The organism is Gordonia neofelifaecis NRRL B-59395, assembly GCF_000192435.1.
In the GTDB taxonomy this organism is placed as follows: Bacteria; Actinomycetota; Actinomycetes; order Mycobacteriales; family Mycobacteriaceae; genus Gordonia; species Gordonia neofelifaecis.
This window is the reverse complement of record NZ_AEUD01000008.1, coordinates 83,822-99,684: the sequence shown is the minus strand read 5'-3', so window position 1 is coordinate 99,684 and position 15,863 is coordinate 83,822. Positions and strand designations below refer to the sequence as shown.

At 67.6% G+C, this 15,863-nt stretch carries 16 protein-coding genes and 1 riboswitch; of the genes, 8 read left to right on the top strand and 8 right to left on the bottom strand.

Annotation, left to right across the window (positions count from 1 at the left end):
- The first annotated feature begins 230 nt into the window (after window positions 1-230).
- From fgd to SCNU_RS10740, 6 genes are all read left to right on the top strand, one after another.
- Window positions 231-1,244 (top strand): glucose-6-phosphate dehydrogenase (coenzyme-F420), encoded by a 1,014-nt coding sequence (gene fgd / locus SCNU_RS10765; protein ID WP_009679399.1) that lies wholly within the window; start codon window positions 231-233, stop codon window positions 1,242-1,244.
- A 420-nt stretch (window positions 1,245-1,664) separates the two neighbouring features.
- Complete coding sequence (locus SCNU_RS10760) at window positions 1,665-2,402, top strand: ATP-binding cassette domain-containing protein (RefSeq protein WP_009679398.1); 738 nt, start codon at window positions 1,665-1,667, stop codon at window positions 2,400-2,402.
- 1 nt (window position 2,403) lies between these two features.
- The gene (locus SCNU_RS10755) at window positions 2,404-4,287 is read left to right on the top strand and encodes a YhgE/Pip family protein (RefSeq protein WP_009679397.1); all 1,884 of its coding nucleotides are present in this window, start codon (window positions 2,404-2,406) and stop codon (window positions 4,285-4,287) included.
- A 54-nt stretch (window positions 4,288-4,341) separates the two neighbouring features.
- The gene (gene gad, locus SCNU_RS10750) at window positions 4,342-5,724 is read left to right on the top strand and encodes a glutamate decarboxylase (protein WP_009679396.1); all 1,383 of its coding nucleotides are present in this window, start codon (window positions 4,342-4,344) and stop codon (window positions 5,722-5,724) included.
- A 77-nt stretch (window positions 5,725-5,801) separates the two neighbouring features.
- Entirely contained in the window at window positions 5,802-6,464 is a 663-nt protein-coding gene (locus tag SCNU_RS10745) for a hypothetical protein (protein ID WP_009679395.1), read from the top strand.
- Window positions 6,461-7,450 carry an AraC family transcriptional regulator gene (locus SCNU_RS10740; RefSeq protein WP_009679394.1) on the top strand — a complete coding sequence of 330 codons (990 nt, stop codon included), beginning with the start codon at window positions 6,461-6,463 and terminating at the stop codon, window positions 7,448-7,450. The genes SCNU_RS10745 and SCNU_RS10740 overlap by 4 nt, the downstream gene beginning before the upstream one ends.
- A gap of 24 nt (window positions 7,451-7,474) precedes the next feature.
- Here SCNU_RS10740 and SCNU_RS20430 read toward each other — a convergent pair whose 3' ends face one another.
- Complete coding sequence (locus SCNU_RS20430; RefSeq protein ID WP_139025946.1) at window positions 7,475-7,978, bottom strand: hypothetical protein; 504 nt, start codon at window positions 7,976-7,978, stop codon at window positions 7,475-7,477.
- Window positions 7,979-8,282: 304 nt separating this feature from the next.
- Between SCNU_RS20430 and SCNU_RS10730 the strand changes: the two genes are divergently transcribed.
- Window positions 8,283-9,353, top strand: a complete 1,071-nt coding sequence (locus tag SCNU_RS10730) for a helix-turn-helix domain-containing protein (protein WP_009679392.1) — start codon at window positions 8,283-8,285, stop codon at window positions 9,351-9,353.
- Window positions 9,354-9,404: 51 nt separating this feature from the next.
- On the opposite strand, the gene thiD is transcribed toward SCNU_RS10730, so the two are convergent.
- Entirely contained in the window at window positions 9,405-10,208 is an 804-nt protein-coding gene (gene thiD, locus SCNU_RS10725; protein WP_083812594.1) for a bifunctional hydroxymethylpyrimidine kinase/phosphomethylpyrimidine kinase, read from the bottom strand.
- A 47-nt stretch (window positions 10,209-10,255) separates the two neighbouring features.
- Window positions 10,256-11,938: a phosphomethylpyrimidine synthase ThiC gene (gene thiC, locus SCNU_RS10720; RefSeq protein ID WP_009679390.1), complete on the bottom strand. Its 1,683-nt coding sequence runs from the start codon at window positions 11,936-11,938 to the stop codon at window positions 10,256-10,258.
- 3 nt (window positions 11,939-11,941) lie between these two features.
- A riboswitch (TPP riboswitch) is annotated at window positions 11,942-12,057 on the bottom strand.
- Between the two features lie 123 nt (window positions 12,058-12,180).
- Here thiC and SCNU_RS10715 point away from each other — a divergent pair.
- Window positions 12,181-12,531: a GNAT family N-acetyltransferase gene (locus SCNU_RS10715; protein ID WP_009679389.1), complete on the top strand. Its 351-nt coding sequence runs from the start codon at window positions 12,181-12,183 to the stop codon at window positions 12,529-12,531.
- A 212-nt stretch (window positions 12,532-12,743) separates the two neighbouring features.
- Here SCNU_RS10715 and SCNU_RS10710 read toward each other — a convergent pair whose 3' ends face one another.
- The 5 genes from SCNU_RS10710 to SCNU_RS10690 are packed head-to-tail and all read right to left on the bottom strand — an operon-like array spanning window position 12,744 to window position 15,847.
- Entirely contained in the window at window positions 12,744-13,526 is a 783-nt protein-coding gene (locus SCNU_RS10710) for an exodeoxyribonuclease III (protein WP_009679388.1), read from the bottom strand.
- 4 nt (window positions 13,527-13,530) lie between these two features.
- On the bottom strand, window positions 13,531-14,016 hold the full coding sequence (locus SCNU_RS10705) for a barstar family protein (RefSeq protein WP_009679387.1): 486 nt from the start codon (window positions 14,014-14,016) through the stop codon (window positions 13,531-13,533).
- A complete protein-coding gene (locus SCNU_RS10700) occupies window positions 14,013-14,528 on the bottom strand; it encodes a guanyl-specific ribonuclease (protein WP_009679386.1) in 516 nt (171 codons plus the stop codon). The genes SCNU_RS10705 and SCNU_RS10700 overlap by 4 nt, the downstream gene beginning before the upstream one ends.
- Before the next feature lie 30 nt (window positions 14,529-14,558).
- Window positions 14,559-15,251, bottom strand: a complete 693-nt coding sequence (locus SCNU_RS10695) for a GNAT family N-acetyltransferase, cg3035/Rv0428c family (protein ID WP_009679385.1) — start codon at window positions 15,249-15,251, stop codon at window positions 14,559-14,561.
- Window positions 15,252-15,253: 2 nt separating this feature from the next.
- Window positions 15,254-15,847, bottom strand: a complete 594-nt coding sequence (locus SCNU_RS10690) for a peptide deformylase (protein WP_009679384.1) — start codon at window positions 15,845-15,847, stop codon at window positions 15,254-15,256.
- Between the last annotated feature and the right edge of the window lie 16 nt (window positions 15,848-15,863).

Genomic DNA, 15,863 nt, shown 5'->3' with positions numbered 1-15,863 from the left:
TGATGGACCTCCGGGAGCGCAGCGCGAGCAACGGGCCACCGCGGCACGTCGACGTAATTGTGCAACAGCTCCCGCGGTCGCGCTGGGTAGCGCACGGTGATTTGTCCGACCGGATTCGCCTCCTCGGCCGAGGTCGCGGACCGGACCGTAAGGTGGATCACGTCCGGCCGTCGACGTTGATCGGGGGCACGGTAACGATGCTTATGCGACTAGCGCTCAGGAGATGACACATGGCAGCACCGCTCAAACTCGGACTCAAGGCGTCGGCAGAGCAGTTCGACCCGCGTGAACTGGTCGAAGTCGGCGTGATGGCCGAGGAGTTCGGACTCGACTCGGTGACCGTCAGCGATCACTTCCAGCCGTGGCGGCACAACGGCGGTCATGCACCGTTCTCGCTCGCCTGGATGGCGGCCGTCGGCGAGCGCACGCAGCGACTGCAGATGGGCACGTCGGTCCTCACCCCGACCTTCCGCTACAACCCCGCGGTGATCGCGCAGGCGTTCGCCACCATGGCCTGCCTGTACCCGGACCGGGTGATGCTCGGTGTCGGCACGGGCGAGGCGCTGAACGAGTACGCCACCGGATTCCAGGGCGAGTGGCCCGAGTTCAAGGAACGGTTCGCCCGGCTCCGCGAATCGGTGCGGCTGATGCGCGAGCTCTGGACCGGCGAGAAGGTCGACTTCGAGGGCGATTACTACCACACCCAGGGTGCGTACATGTACGACATCCCCGCCAAGCCGGTGCCGGTGTACATCGCGGCGGGCGGCCCGGTGGTCGCACGTTATGCCGGCCGTGCGGGCGACGGCTTCATCTGCACCTCGGGCAAGGGCATGGACCTCTACACCGAGAAGCTCATCCCCGCCGTCAAGGAGGGCGCGGCGAAGGTCGAGCGCGAGTTCGACGAGATCGACCGGATGATCGAGATCAAGATCTCCTACGACCGCGACCCGGCCAAGGCCCTCGAGAACACCCGGTTCTGGGCGCCGCTGTCGCTGACACCGGAACAGAAGCACAGTGTCAACAGCTCCGTCGAGATGGAGCGACTCGCCGACGAACTGCCGATCGAACAGGTCGCCAAGCGATGGATCGTCGCCTCCGATCCGGACGACGCCGTCGCACAGATCAAGACCTACATCGACGCCGGACTCAACCACCTGGTGTTCCACAACCCCGGACACGACCAGCGCCGCTTCCTGGAGGCGTTCACCGCCGACGTGGTGCCGAAGCTGCGCGCGCTGGCCTGATTCGCCGCGGTGGCCGGTGGCGCCGCCGCTCACTGAGAATGCCGGATGGGACCCACGTCCCGTCCGGCATTCGGCGTTTGTGCCTGCAGGCGTAAAACCGTGCCGCCTAAGATAATTGACTTAGTCTGATCGGTTTATGTTTTCGGTCGGAAATGTGCCGCGCGCGTAGATAACTGTGCCGGGCGTCACGTCATGCGACCGGGCCGATGTCTCGTTCGTGCCCTAATAAACGCAGGTCGGCAGAACTCTTTCGTTGTCGGGCCAGGTCTTGGTGCGTCAGATAGGTTCGTCGTGGTCAGTGCCCGCGAGTGTCGCAAAGTTCCCGAAGGGGGCGTCTGGATGTGCGGTGTCTTGTCCGACGAGGTCGTCGGTGTCGATGTGCCTGACCGACGCGGACAAGACTCTGGGGCGAGGTAACAGGTGACGAACGAGTATTACGCTGCGGGGCCGGCTGAGAGCGGGCCGTTGCTGCGAGCGACCGAGCTGGGGGTGGCGGCGTCGTGGGGGCACATCTACGGCCCCACCGACATCACCGTGCAGCCCGGTGGCGTGACCGTGATCCAGGGGTCGGGCGGCCGCGGCCGGACCGCGCTGCTGCTGACGCTCTGTGGACGGATGCGCCCGACCACCGGAACGCTGGAGGCCTTCGGGCGCACAAACAACGCGCACCACCTGTTCAAACACGCTGCGATGGGATTCATCGACGAGGTCGACGGGATCGAACAGACCATTCGCGTTCGCGACGTGGTGACCGAGCAGCTGCGCTGGCATGCGCCCTGGTACCGGTGGGTGAAGCAGGCGAGGGACGAGGATCTCGAGCGATTCTGCCGCCCGGTGTTCGGCGACGAACTCAAGCTCCCGTCGCTGATGTCGTACGTCGAAGAGCTGCCTGAGCTCACGGCCGCGCTGTTCCGGATCGCAATGGCGAACATCCGGACGCCGGAACTCCTGGTCGTCGGCGGCATCGACAGTCTGACGCGAGTCGAGAACTCGCACATCATGCTCGACCGACTCATCGCGCTCGGCCGCACGCAGACCGTGGTGACCGCCGACATCAACGGTGCCCCCGCACACCGAGGCCTCGTCCGAGTGGAACAGGTGGACAACCTCACCGACCGCGAATTCGTCCGGCTCGAGCCGGCAGATCGGAACATCTGACATGCTTGCCGCCTTCTCTCCGGGCAGTGACTTCAAGCGTTACTACCGCGGGCGGATGCCCCGGCTGGCGCTCGCGGTCATCATCCTGATGCCGCTGATGTACGGCGCGCTCTACCTGTGGGCGTTCTGGAACCCGTTCAATGCGGTCAACAAGATCCCCGTCGCCGTGGTGAACCTCGACACGGGCGCGGAGGTCGCGGGGCAGCAGCTCCATGCGGGTGATCAAGTGGTGCAGGGGCTCGTCGACTCGAAGCAGCTCGACCTCAAGGTCGTCTCCGAAGACGAGGCGGTCAAGGGAGTCAACGACGGCAAGTACTACTTCTCGATCACGCTGCCCGCGGACTTCAGCGCCAAGGTGGCCTCACCCACCTCACAGAAGCCCGAGTCGGCCGAGCTGATCTTCACCTACAACGACGCGAACAACTACCTGGCCACGATCATGGGACAGGATGCCGCACAGCAGGTGATCATCCAGGTCGCGTCCCAGATCGGATCACAGACCTTCGACATCGTGCTGAACGACGCAGGTTCGATGGTCGGCAAGCTGACCGAAGCCGCGAACGGGGCGAACGAGCTGAGTGCCGGCCTGGTGGCCGCGCACGACGGCTCGGCGCAGCTCTCGTCGGCGCTCGATGAGCTGAACTCGGCGATCATCAAGGCCACGGATCCGTTGCTGCAGCTGTCGGAGTCGCCGGGCCGGGGGATGAGCGCGGCGGAACTGTCCGCCACCGCGGACCGGATGAGTAAGACCGCAGCGGGCCTCAGCACCATCAGCGGTACCGCCGCCACGACGGAGAGCAACGCCGCCCAGGCCCTCTCGGGCGTGATGAATCAGCTGAAGGCGCACCCGGATCCGGCTGTCCGCGCCGCGGGCCAGGCGCTCGAGCGCATCCGCGGCCAGCTCATCGCACCCGCTGCTGAGCCGGACCTGCCGAGCTCCGCGGAACTTCAGCAGCTCAGCACCGACACCGCGGCGATCAGCCGCGAGCTCGCCGATCCGAACAGTCCGGTGCGGATGGCGATGACCCTGCTCGAGCCGGGTGTCATGCACGACGACATCATGAAGGTCCGAGACGGTTCCGCGGAGCTCAGTTCGGGATCTGACCAGCTGACCGCAGGTCTGGTGGAGCTGTCGTCCGGCGCCAAGGAACTCGCCTCCGGCCTCAATGAGGGCGTGAAGGCGATCCCGAGCTGGACGGACGCGCAGAAGAGGGAACTGGCCGACACCCTCGGGCAGCCGGTGAAGCTGACCGAGAACACCGAGCACGAGGCGGCGACGTTCGGTACGGGCTTCGCGCCGTTCTTCTTCTCGCTGGCGCTGTTCGTCGGCTGCATCATCGCCTGGATGCTGTTCACGCCGATTCAGGCGCGGCCGGTGGCACAGGGACTGAACCCGCTGCGCGTGGTGCTGGCGTCCTATGCGCCGACGTTCGCGGTGGGCTTCCTGCAGGCGGCGATCCTGTATCTGGTGGTCGTTTTCGCGATCGGCATGCGGCCCGCGTACTCGTGGGGCACATTCGGCTTTATGCTGCTGACAGTCGCCATGTTCTCAGCGATGATCCAGATGTTCAACGCGTTGTTCGGGCCGGCGGTCGGACGCGTGGTCACGTTGGCGTTCCTCATGGTGCAGCTGACATCCGCCGGCGGCATCTATCCGGTGCCGACCACCACCCTGCCGTTCCAGTACATCCACTGGGTGGACCCGATGACCTACACGGTGAACGGACTGCGGCAACTGACGCTCGGAGGCATCGACCACAGGCTGTGGGTCGCCATCATCGTGGTCGCGGGCCTGACCCTCGCGTTCCTGGCGATCTCCACGTGGGCCGCCCGTCGCAACCGCCAGTACACGATGGATCGCTTGTACCCGCCTGTCGAAGTCTGACCGGCGTCGCCGAGTTCTGCTCACACCCGAACGACCCTTTCGAAGGAGATAGAGATGCCCAACCCGAACTCGAACGACTCGATGACTCTCAGCCCGGTGTTCAACCGCGCAGGCGAAGCGACGGAGCTGCCGCGTTTCGAGATCCCCGACACGATGATGCTGCCGGAGACGGCTTATCAGATCGTGCACGACGAGGCGATGCTCGACGGCAACGCCCGACTGAACCTGGCGACCTTCGTGTCGACCTACATGGACAAGGAGGCGCACCTCCTTTACATGCAGACCGTCGACAAGAACATGATCGACAAGGACGAGTACCCGGCGACCGCGGCCATCGAGGACCGCTGCTGGCGGATCCTCGGCAATCTGTGGAACAACCCGGACGTCGGTCAGGCGATCGGCACGTCGACGATCGGTTCGTCGGAGGCGTGCATGCTCGGCGGTCTGGCGCTCAAGCGTCGGTGGCAGGCCAAGCGCAAGGCCGAGGGCAAGTCGACGGAGAACCCCAACATCGTCATGTCGACCGCCGTGCAGGTCTGCTGGGAGAAGTTCACCAACTACTTCGAGGTGGAGCCGCGCTGGGTGCCGGTCAGCGAGGAACACCTGTTCCTCGACGGCTATGAGCTGGAGAAGTACGTCGACGAGAACACCATCGGCGTCGTCGCCATCATGGGCCAGACCTACACCGGCGCCTACGAGCCGGTGAAGGAGATCGCCGCCAAACTCGACCAGATTCAGGCCGACACCGGCCTCGACGTGAAGATTCACGTCGACGGCGCGTCCGGGGCGATGATCGCGCCGTTCTGTCAGCCGGACCTGGAGTGGGACTTCCGGGTCGACCGCGTCGCATCGATCAGCACCTCCGGACACAAGTTCGGCCTCGTGTACCCCGGTGTCGGCTGGATCGTCTGGCGCGACGCCGAGGCGCTGCCCGAGAGCCTGATCTTCCACTGCAGCTACCTGGGCGGCGACATGCCGACCCTCGCCCTGAACTTCTCGCGCCCCGGTGCGCAGGTGCTGCTGCAGTACTACCAGTTCCTCCGCCTCGGCCGAGAGGGATACGCGGCCGTGCAGCAGGGGTCGCTCGACGTCGCGCAGGAACTGTCGTCGGCCATCGCGGAGATGGGACCGTTCGAGCTCATCAGCAAGGGCGACACCATCCCGGTGTTCGCGTGGCGGTTGAAGAAGGACGCGAACCCGAACTGGAACCTCTTCGACCTTCAGGATCGCCTGCGGATGAAGGGGTGGCAGGTCCCGGCCTACCCGCTCGCAGACGACCTGGCGGACATGACGGTCCAGCGGATCGTCGTCCGTGCGGGCCTCAGTCACGATCTGGCAGACAAGCTGCTCGAGGACATGCGCGCCGAGGTGGACTTCCTCGACAAGCTCGACGCCCCGATGCCGCGTGAAGGCCAGGGCTCACACTTCCACCATTAGTCACATGACTCGCTGCCCGTCTCGCCGATCGCGCGGGTGCGGGCAGCGAGCCTTCGGTTAGGAGACGTGTTCCTCCCATGACGAACGCCAACGTCGGGGCGTCGACGAGTCGGGTACTCGTCCCGTCGGTAGTCAAGCAGTGCGTCGGATTCATGATCGGCTCGGCACTGTTCGCCCTCGGCTCGGCACCCGGATTCGGGTCCTGGGCGGGCGCGACGACCGCGAATGTCTGCTACTTCGCCGGATCCTGGTTCTTCACCGCCGCCGGGCTGATCCAATTGGTCCTCAGCGGTGCCAGAACGGTCCCCGTCTCCTATGCGCCCGGGCAGATGTTCCGGGCGGAGTGGCTGGCCGCGTCCACTCAGTTCTTCGGAACCCTCCTGTTCAATGTCAGCACCGGGGCGGCGCTGATGGCGCACACTCCGGCCGGCGAGGACCACCTCGTCTGGACGCCGGACGCGGCGGGGTCGGTCGCCTTCCTGATCAGCGGTGTGTTCGTCCTCGTCGCCTTCACGCGCGCCACCGGCAAGCTCTGGGACGTCCGGAGCCGGGACTGGTGGGCCGGTCAGATCAACTTCATCGGCTGCGTCGCCTTCGGCGTCTCCGCGGTCGCGTCGTACATCTCACCCGACGGTGTGACCGTCGACGCGGTGCTGGCGAACGCCGGAACCTTCATCGGTGCGATCTGCTTCTTCGTCGCATCGGGCATCATCCTCCCGCGGGCGCTGGCGGAGCGATGACTTTCCGGCCGTCGCCCGACGAGATCCGGGACTGGAGTCGGCGCGTGGGTGCCGGCGAGAGCGAGGCCGCCGCGGTGATCGGAGGCGATCAGGGATACGCCATGTACCGCGCGTTGGTGGGTTTCGGGCAGCTCACCAGCGACGATCCGGCCTCCTTCGGTGCCGCGATCCACCGGCGCCGGTTGTCTCTGGTCACGGTGCGACGGGTGCTGCGTACTCCGCTGGCGCTGCCGCCGGGTTTCGTCAACGTCGGTCCGGACGGTGACTTTCTCATCATCGCGACTCCCGACCTCCACGGACCGGCCGGTGCGGGTGTCCCGGTCGATCACGTGGTGGTCGCCACTGCGGGATCGACGGACGGGTCCAGCGGCGATGAACTGCACGACATCGCGGTGCTCCACGTCCCAGCCGACAAGCTGGGGGTCAAGGTCAGTACGCTCGCCGAGTCGCGGCTCGGCGTGCCGGACTCCCTGTTGGCGGTCGTCGCGGCGCGGAGTCTGCGCGGTTTCGTGTCCTCCGTCCTCAGCCCGGATCACCGGCAGCAGACGCTGGCGGCGGAGATCGCGATGATCGACATGCTCTCGGCGGTCGTCGCGGAGCGGAACTCCCGGGTCAGCGGGGTCTCGACCAACACGGCCTTCGTTCGGCAGGAGACGCACGACCTGATCGAGCGGCACTATCGGGATCCGGCGCTTTCGCCCGTGGTTCTCGCCGAATACCTGCACCTGTCGCGCAGGCAGTTCTACCGGCATTTCGAAGGCTGCGACACCAGCGTCGCGGAGATGATCGCCGACCGACGGCTGCAGGCCGCCCGCGCGCAGCTGGTGTCGAATCCGACGGTGTCGATCGCGTCGGTGGCGCGGTCGTGCGGATTCGCGTCCCTGGGGGCGTTCCGCTTCCGCTTCCGCCGCGTCTACGGCGTCGGTCCCACGGAGTACCGCGATCGCATGACCGAGGTGGGCGAGTCCGTTCCGCCCGCGGGCTGAGTCGGGCGCCCCTGCCGACCTCTCCTAGGCCGCCGGTTTCGACGCCTCGGCCGTCTCGGTGACTGTCGTCGTACTCAACTCCGTCTTCGTCTTCGTCACCGTGTCCGTCACGGTCCGAGTCCCCGTCGCATTCGACGTCTCGGTCTCGGTCTCGGTCTTCGTGACGGTGGACGTCGCCGTGTGCGTCGCGGTTCGTCCCGCGGTCGTCGAGACCTCGGTGGTCGTGTCCGTGACCGTCTCGGTCACCGTCGCCGCGGTTCCCGACGATCGGCTCTCACCGACGAGGAAGAAGGTGACGATGACGAGCGCCGCGGCGACGCAGGCGATCGCCGTGATGATCCGCCAGCGCCGGACTGCGGCCGTCTCAGCCGCCGAATCGGTCGCCGGGGGAGCCGGGCTGGCAGGCGGCGGGTAGGCCGCCGACTGGCTGCTGTAGGCGGCGTTGCCGGTGGACGCGGGTGGGACTTGCGAGTACTGCGGATCGCCCGGCGGGGGTGTCGTGGGGCCGTCGTTCGGCGGCTGGGTCACGGGCGCTCCTAGGACGAGATGATGCTTGCTGCGACGATGCGATCGCGCCGCATGCTTTAAGCACCCTACCGCGCCGGGTATGCCGCGATGCAGGCGTGTTAGCAGTTACGCCCAGGTGAGGCCCGTTGCGACCCAAGATTGCCGACCGTGACCGTCGGATGTGACCCGAATATCACTTCGGCCGGTTTCGTGATTCACTCGACACGGGAAATTGGGTATGCAAGTATGTCAGATGAGAATGCAAGGCTCCCTCCCAAAGCCAGGCCAATCTCGTCATGTCCCCATGCGTAGAAGGTCTCCCCTGATGTCCTACAGCTCCACCCTGCCCAAGACAGCTCTGTCCAAAACTCGCCCGTCGGTGTCGGCTGCCACCCGCCCCGGACTCTCCACGCGACTGACGCCCCGCACGGTCGCCGAATGGGAGGCCCGGCTCGGCGTCGGCAGCGCCGCGACGCGCCCTCGCCCGGACCGCTTCACCGGGCAGTCCGGCACGGCGTCGTACAGTCCGACCGTCGACGTCCGGATCGCCGAGCCCGACTCCTTCCATGCGATGCGCTTCGCGCAGAATCTCTCGTCGATCGCCACCTACTGCGCGCTGCAGCCCGCGATGACGCTGGAACGGACCGCCGAGCGCGTCCGGACCGAACCGTCGGAGGCCCTGGTCGTCAGTGTCAGCGGCATGCGCGGACAGTCGCTGGTCCGCCAGGGCGGTCGTGAGTTCGTGTACGGCCCCGGCGACCTCGTCTTCGTCAGCAACGCCGCACCGTACAGCCTCATCACCAATGCGGTCTCGGACCCGTCGGGTCTGCTGATCCCGTTCACCCGCCTCGGCAAGCCCCGCCACATCGCGGAGCGGCTGCAGCGGCCGGTCGCCGCGAATACGCCGCTCGCCCGCGCCGCCGCGGTCTTCGTCCGCCGGTTCGCGGCGGAGACGTCGGCCATCAATGCCGGACAGGCTGCGGGGAACGTGTCGGAGCAGGCCGCCGTCGACCTGATCGTCGCAGCGCTCTCGGAACTCGAAGGTTCGCCGTCCGCCTCCGAGGACAACGCCCTGTTCGTCCAGGAGGCTGCACGCGACCTCATCGATCGGCATCATCGCGACGCGACGTTCTCGCCGGACGCCATCGCCGAGCACCTGCACCTGTCACGCCGCCAGCTGTACCGCTACTTCGAGAGCTGCGAGACCTCCCTCGCCAGCCGAATCGCGGACCGTCGCCTGCAGACCGCCCACGAGCTGCTCGTCCAGAATGCGGGTGCCTCGATCAGCGCGATCGCCCTCTCCTCGGGCTTCCCGACCGTCGCGACCTTCCGTAATCGGTTCAAGTCGCGCTACGGGGTCGGCCCGGTCGAGTACCGCCACCGCGTCCGCGGCTGACAGCGTTCTTCGCCGATCGAGCCGGCGGGACTTCGTCCGACGGGCCGGCGCTCAGTCCGCCTCGGGATCCAGGCGCCAGAGCGGATTCACCGGACCGTGCCCCGCGCCCAGCGGATAGGCGGCGGCCAGCCCGCGGGTGACCCACTGTTTCGCGAAGCCGACCGCGTCGGGCACGGCATAGCCGTGCCCGAGCGCGCCGGTGATCGCGGCGGCGAGGGTGTCGCCCGCGCCGTGGTCGTGCGGGGTGTCGATCCGGGCACTCGGGAATTCGAGGAACCCGGTGCCGTCGTACAGCACGTCGGGACTCACATCGCTGCCCCGCAGGTGCCCGCCCTTCACCAGCGCCCAGCGCGGCCCCAACGCGTGCAGCGCGACGGCGGCGGCTCGCTGGGTGTCCGCGTCGACGACGTCGATGCCGGTCAGCAGCCGTACCTCGTCGAGATTCGGAGTCACCACCGTCGCCAGCGGGAACAGCCGCTCCTTCAACGCGCCGAGTGCGTCCGCGGCCAGCAGCGGATCGCCGTGCATCGACGCGCAGACCGGGTCCACCACGAGGGGGACGTCCGCGTCCCGTCCGATCCGCAGGTCGACGGCCGCGTCGGCGATCGCGTCGATGATCGGCCCCGAGGCGAGCATGCCGGTCTTCACGGCCGACACGCCGATGTCCGGTACCACCGAGCGCATCTGCGCGGCGACCACCGACGGCTCGATCTCCTGAATGCCGGTGACGCCGGTCGAGTTCTGCACGGTGACCGCGGTGACGGCCACACAGGCGTGCAGGCCGAGCAGCGCGAACGTGCGCATGTCGGCTTGGATTCCCGCGCCGCCGCCGGAGTCCGACCCTGCGACGGTCATCACCCGCACCGGAGTGGCTCCCGATGCGGGCAGCGGCAGTCGGGCAGTCACCCGACCGTCTCGGTGATCGGCAGGTAGACCTGGTTGCCGGACGCCGCGAACTCCGCCGACTTGGCGGCCATGTCCTGAGCGAGACGGGCGTCGATGTCCTCCTGTGTCACCAGCCCGTTCTGTTCGGCGTAGGTGCGGACGTCGGCGGAGATGCGCATCGAGCAGAACTTGGGACCGCACATCGAGCAGAAGTGCGCGGTCTTGGCGGGCTCGGCAGGCATTGTCTCGTCGTGGTACTCGCGGGCCGTGTCCGGGTCGAGCGCGAGGTTGAACTGATCGGTCCAGCGGAACTCGAAGCGCGCCTTGCTCAGCGCGTCGTCCCGCTCCTGCGCACGCGGATGCCCCTTCGCGAGGTCGGCCGAGTGCGCGGCGATCTTGTAGGTGATGACCCCGACCTTCACGTCGTCGCGGTTCGGCAGTCCCAGGTGTTCCTTCGGCGTGACGTAGCAGAGCATCGCGGTGCCGGCCTGGGCGATCATCGCTGCGCCGATCGCCGAGGTGATGTGGTCGTAGGCGGGCGCGATGTCCGTGGCCAGCGGGCCCAGCGTGTAGAAGGGGGCCTCCTCGCAGAGTTCCTCTTCGAGCCGGACGTTCTCGGCGATCTTGTGCATCGGCACGTGGCCGGGACCCTCGATCATCACCTGCACTCCGTGGCTCTTGGCGATCTTGGTCAGTTCGCCGAGCGTGCGCAGTTCGGCGAACTGCGCCTCATCGTTGGCGTCGGCGATGGAGCCGGGACGCAGCCCGTCCCCGAGCGAGAAGGTGATGTCGTACTGCGCGAAGATCTCGCACAGTTCGCCGAAGTGCTCGTACAGGAACGACTCGCGGTGGTGGGCCAGGCACCACGCCGCCATGATGGATCCGCCGCGCGAGACGATGCCGGTGACGCGCTTCGCGGTGAGCGGCACGTAGCGGAGCAGGACGCCCGCGTGCACCGTCATGTAGTCGACGCCCTGCTCGGCCTGTTCGATGACCGTGTCGCGGTAGATCTCCCAGGTGAGCTTCGTCGGATCGCCGTTGACCTTCTCGAGGGCCTGGTAGATCGGCACGGTGCCGACCGGGACCGGAGAGTTGCGCATGATCCACTCGCGCGTCAGGTGGATGTCCTTGCCGGTCGACAGATCCATGATGGTGTCGGCACCCCAGCGCGTGGCCCACACCATCTTCTCGACCTCTTCGGCGATCGACGACGTCACCGCCGAGTTGCCGATGTTCGCGTTGACCTTCACCGCGAAGGCCTTGCCGATGATCATCGGCTCGCACTCGGGATGACGGTGGTTGGCGGGGATGACGGCGCGACCCGCGGCGATCTCCTCGCGCACGGACTCGGGCGAGACGCCTTCGCGGGCCGCGATGAACGCCATCTCGGGGGTGATGATTCCCTCGCGGGCCCACGCCAACTGGGTTGCGGCGGCATGCCCCGCGACCTGCACCGGCGCCGGATGAGTCCACGCGTCACGGGTCTTCGCGAGGCCGGCTTCGAGGTCGATGATCGCCGACGAGTCGGTGTACGGACCGGAGGTGTCGTAGAGGTCGAGGTGTTCGCCGTTGGTGAGGTGCACGCGTCGTCGGGGGACGGCCATCCCGTCCACGTCGAGGTAGTGCTTGGTGCTGCCCTCGATCGGGCCGCACGTGACCTCGGCCGCTCCGTTCGAGTCGGTCCGAGTTGATCCAGGCATGGTTGTGCCCATGATGATTCCTCCCTACGCCGGCATTATCCGGACAGGTTCAGGCGGTCGACGACCGCCTGTCGCCATCTCAGCCCCCGGTTTCCGTGGGAGCCCCCGCGTGTGAAGTTGTGCGTTGCCCACCATACGCATCTCCCGGAACGACGTCGCATCGTGATGCAGATGTGACAGATGTGACTTGCGTCTCAGCTCGCGCGGAACGTAATCTTGTGACGCTGGTCACAGGAGGTCACATGCGCAGGAAGATCCGTCACTCGCATCCGCCGCAGTCGGCGCGCTCGCTGCTGCATCAGATCTCGCAGGTGTCGCACAATCCCGATCGCGAACGGTTCGAACTCTGGGTGGCCGGCGACCTCGTCGGGGTCCTCGGCTATCGGATCGACGACGGCCCCGAGGGACAGGTGGTCACCATCCTGCACACCGTCCTGTATGACGAGTACAGCGGTCACGGTCTGGCGACCCGCCTGACCGGCAGTGCCATGCAGTACATGCGTGAGAACGGTCTCAAAGTCCGTCCGCTGTGCACCTTCACCAAGCACTTCCTGGACGCGCACCCCGGCATGGTGGCGATGGCCCCGGCCTGAGCGGCACCCGGGGTGGTCGAGCCTCCCCAGGGTGGTCGAGTAAGCCGCCCCCAGGGTGGTCGAGTAAGCCGAGGAACGTAGTGACGAGGCGCATCGAGACCCCCAGCCGCGGTACGGAGGCCTCGATACGCTCGCTCACTTCGTTCGCGGGCTACTCGACCAGCCTTGGGGGTAGCTCGCTCGACGGGCCTGGGCGGCTCTCACCCCTGCGCTCAGCTCAGGTCGAAGACGATCGGTGCGTGGTCGCTCGCGCCCTCGGCGGCGCGGGCGGCGCGGTCGATGAAGGCGTCGTAGACACGGTCGTCGAGGGCCGGGGAGCAGAGCGCGAAGTCGATGCGCATGCCCTCGTTCCGCGCGAACCGGCCCGCCTGATAGTCCCAGAACGTGTAGGTCTTGGGGTCGGTGGTGTACGGCGCCGCACTGTCGACGAAACCGCCCTCGATGAAGTGCCGGAACGCCGCGCGTTCCTCTTCGGAAGTGTGCGTGCGGGACTCGAAGTACTCCGGATCCCAGACGTCGTCGTCGGTGGGTGCCACGTTCCAGTCGCCCGCGAGGACGACCTGTGCGGCCGGGTCGTGCGAGAGTTCGAGCGAGGTCACGTCGCCCAGTGCGCTCAGCCAGTCGAGCTTGTACTGGAAGTGCGGGTGACCGGGCTCGCGGCCGTTGGGCACGTACAGGCTCCAGACGCGGACGTCGCCGCACGTCGCGGAGATGGCGCGTGCCTCACGCTCGCCGTCGTACGTCGGCTGACCGTCGAAGCCGATGTGCACATCGTGCACGCCGATCCGCGAGGCGATCGCGACTCCGTTGTAGCCGCCGGTCCCGTGGAAGGCGACGTCGTACCCGTGCGCGAGGAAGCTCATCACCGGGAACTGGTCGTCCGGGCACTTGGTCTCCTGCATCGCCAGCACATCGATCGCATGCCGGTTCATCCATGCCACGACCTGCTCGGATCGGGCGCGGATCGAGTTCACGTTCCACGTCGCCAGGCGCATGGGGTCAATCCTGCCGCAGTCGGATCAGCGGATCTCCGGCGGCCTCCCATCGTGCCGCCACCGACGGCGCCGTGTCGTCGTCGGCGGATAGGACGAGGCCGAAGCCGCGGCCGGATCGGAGTGATCGCTCGCGCCAGTGCTCGGGCGAGGTCGCGAACCACTCGAAGTCGTCGTCGGAGGCGTCCGACAGCAATTGCTCGGCATCGGTGATCACTGTGAGATACCCGGTCGCGGGGGCGCCGATCGCGGTCCGGAGCCCGAGCGGGAGGTCGCCGAGGCAGTCGTCGAACGCGTCCTTGTTGCGACCGAAGTGGTCCGGAAAGCTCCAGGCCCGGGCGAAGGCGTCGTACAGCCCGTCGAGTGTGCGCATCCGCGCCCCGGACAGCCGGCGGACCACCGCCCCGGTTCGGGCGGCGGAGACGTCGCCGACGGCCAGTGCCGCGGCCGGACCCGGGCCGCTCAGCAGTTCGGCGGGCACGATCGCGGTCATGCCGACGGCCCCCGGATCTCGACGAAGGTCCGGTAGTGGTCGAGGGTGTACCAGGCGGACCCGTCGCTGCCGGTGACGATGCGCTCGGCGTCCCGTCCGCGGTTGGGCTTCTTGGGGTTGACGTCCCATTCCTTATAGGTGATGCGACGGCCCGCGTCGGTCTTGACCGGGAGCTTGCGCTCGTTGTTCCGGAAGGTGTCGCCGCCGTGGGTTCCCGGAGCGTTGGCAGCCTCCGGCCATCGGCCCGAATCGATCTTCGCCAGCGTCGCCGTCACCCGCGTCGGCGCCTGGTCGGCGTTCGCCGCGACAGTCGCCTCACCGGGCGCCACCGCATTCGTCTCGACCAGGGGCGTGCTCGCGGTAGTGGTCGGCGCCGAGGAGGCGTCGTCCGGGCTGTCGCGGCCGTCGATCCACCAGGTGAACGCCAGCACGGCGAGAAGCGCGACGACGGCGAGCGCTGAGGCGATGACCCGCCGCCGGGTGAGTTCCGGGTCAGTGGTGGAGTTCGACATCGTCGTCCACCGTAATTCATCGGATCTCGGCTACAGATTCAGCATTCGGCAGGTGTGGTGCAACTCGAAACTCAGCGCTCGCCACGCGGCGCGTGCGGCGTCGTCGTCCGCGAGCACGGTGACGGCGGCGACTCCGTCGGCGATCCGCGCCCATTCCCCGGCGGCGGCCGTGGTCGGCTCGGGTCCGACGAGGACTTCGAGATCCGCCGATCCCACGACGGTCGCGCCCAGTGCCGACGTGCGCAGCAGACGGTCGGCGACGACCACCCGAGTCGGCAGCCCACGCGCGGCGAGCCACTCGCGCGCGCCGACCAGCCCGGCACCGGTGGCGCCGAAGTCGACCGGGGCGACCGCGGCGGAACGCAGCCCGTCGCCGGCCCCGTTCAGCAGCCAGCCGTCGGACTCGGCGCGCTCGCGGGCGGGTGCCGCGAGCATCAGGGCTCGCTCCACCTCGCGGATCTCGGAGTTGCGCACCACGCGCCGCGACAGCAGGCGGACCGAGGAGATCGCCGACGTCGCGAGACGGTGCAGCGCGCCGTCGCGTTCCACGACGATCGCGTCGTCGCTCTGCTCACGGAGGATCCCGGTGATGTCCGACTGGGTCGGTGAGCCGGTGGTCGGCGGATTCGGCGACGACCGCCAGTCGGCGGGAGCGTCGTCGCCGAGGCGATACCGGATCACCACGCGATCGCCGAGCGCGGGGCGAGGTCCCCGAGTCGCCATCGTCAGTCGTCGTCGTGCCCGAAGGGATCGCTGACGGTACCGGGCAGCCAGGTCAGTCCGGGCACACCCCAGCCGTTGCGCTTGACGGCCTTCTTCGCGGCGCGGGCGTTGCGGCCCACCAGCACGTCGACGTACAGGAAGCCGTCGAGATGGCCCGTCTCGTGCTGGAGCATGCGCGCGAAGAAGCCGTTGCCCTCGATCTCGACCGGATCACCGTTCCGGTCCGTGCCGACCACCTTGGCCCAGTCGGCGCGACCGGTGGGGAATCCCTCGCCGGGGACGGACAGGCAGCCCTCGTCGTTGTCGTCGGGGTCCGGCATTGTCTCCGGGATCTCCGAGGTCTCCAGCACCGGGTTGATCACCTCGCCGCGGCGCCGGACGCCGCCGTCGGGGCAGTCGTAGACGAACATCCGCAGGCCCTCGCCGATCTGGTTGGCGGCGAGCCCCACTCCGTTCGCGGCGTCCATGGTGTCGTACATGTCGTCGAGGAGCGTGACGATCTCGGCCGAGGGCTTCGAGTCTGCGTCGAGCTCGACGGGGGTGGTCGGCTGATGCAGGACGGGTTCGCCGATGATGCAGATCGGGAGAATTGCCATGACAGAGCATTCTACT

What these genes read in the sequence shown, in the direction of transcription:
- SCNU_RS10730 (WP_009679392.1), top strand. Translation starts at nt 8,283, where the DNA reads ATGTCCTACAGCTCCACCCTGCCCAAGACAGCTCTGTCCAAAACTCGC.
- SCNU_RS10740 (WP_009679394.1), top strand. Translation starts at nt 6,461, where the DNA reads ATGACTTTCCGGCCGTCGCCCGACGAGATCCGGGACTGGAGTCGGCGC.
- SCNU_RS10755 (WP_009679397.1), top strand. Translation starts at nt 2,404, where the DNA reads ATGCTTGCCGCCTTCTCTCCGGGCAGTGACTTCAAGCGTTACTACCGC.
- gad (WP_009679396.1), top strand. Translation starts at nt 4,342, where the DNA reads ATGCCCAACCCGAACTCGAACGACTCGATGACTCTCAGCCCGGTGTTC.
- SCNU_RS10695 (WP_009679385.1), bottom strand. Translation starts at nt 15,251, where the DNA reads ATGGCGACTCGGGGACCTCGCCCCGCGCTCGGCGATCGCGTGGTGATC.
- SCNU_RS10705 (WP_009679387.1), bottom strand. Translation starts at nt 14,016, where the DNA reads ATGACCGCGATCGTGCCCGCCGAACTGCTGAGCGGCCCGGGTCCGGCC.
- fgd (WP_009679399.1), top strand. Translation starts at nt 231, where the DNA reads ATGGCAGCACCGCTCAAACTCGGACTCAAGGCGTCGGCAGAGCAGTTC.
- SCNU_RS10700 (WP_009679386.1), bottom strand. Translation starts at nt 14,528, where the DNA reads ATGTCGAACTCCACCACTGACCCGGAACTCACCCGGCGGCGGGTCATC.
- SCNU_RS10715 (WP_009679389.1), top strand. Translation starts at nt 12,181, where the DNA reads ATGCGCAGGAAGATCCGTCACTCGCATCCGCCGCAGTCGGCGCGCTCG.
- thiD (WP_083812594.1), bottom strand. Translation starts at nt 10,208, where the DNA reads ATGACCGTCGCAGGGTCGGACTCCGGCGGCGGCGCGGGAATCCAAGCC.
- thiC (WP_009679390.1), bottom strand. Translation starts at nt 11,938, where the DNA reads ATGCCTGGATCAACTCGGACCGACTCGAACGGAGCGGCCGAGGTCACG.
- SCNU_RS10710 (WP_009679388.1), bottom strand. Translation starts at nt 13,526, where the DNA reads ATGCGCCTGGCGACGTGGAACGTGAACTCGATCCGCGCCCGATCCGAG.
- SCNU_RS10745 (WP_009679395.1), top strand. Translation starts at nt 5,802, where the DNA reads ATGACGAACGCCAACGTCGGGGCGTCGACGAGTCGGGTACTCGTCCCG.
- SCNU_RS10690 (WP_009679384.1), bottom strand. Translation starts at nt 15,847, where the DNA reads ATGGCAATTCTCCCGATCTGCATCATCGGCGAACCCGTCCTGCATCAG.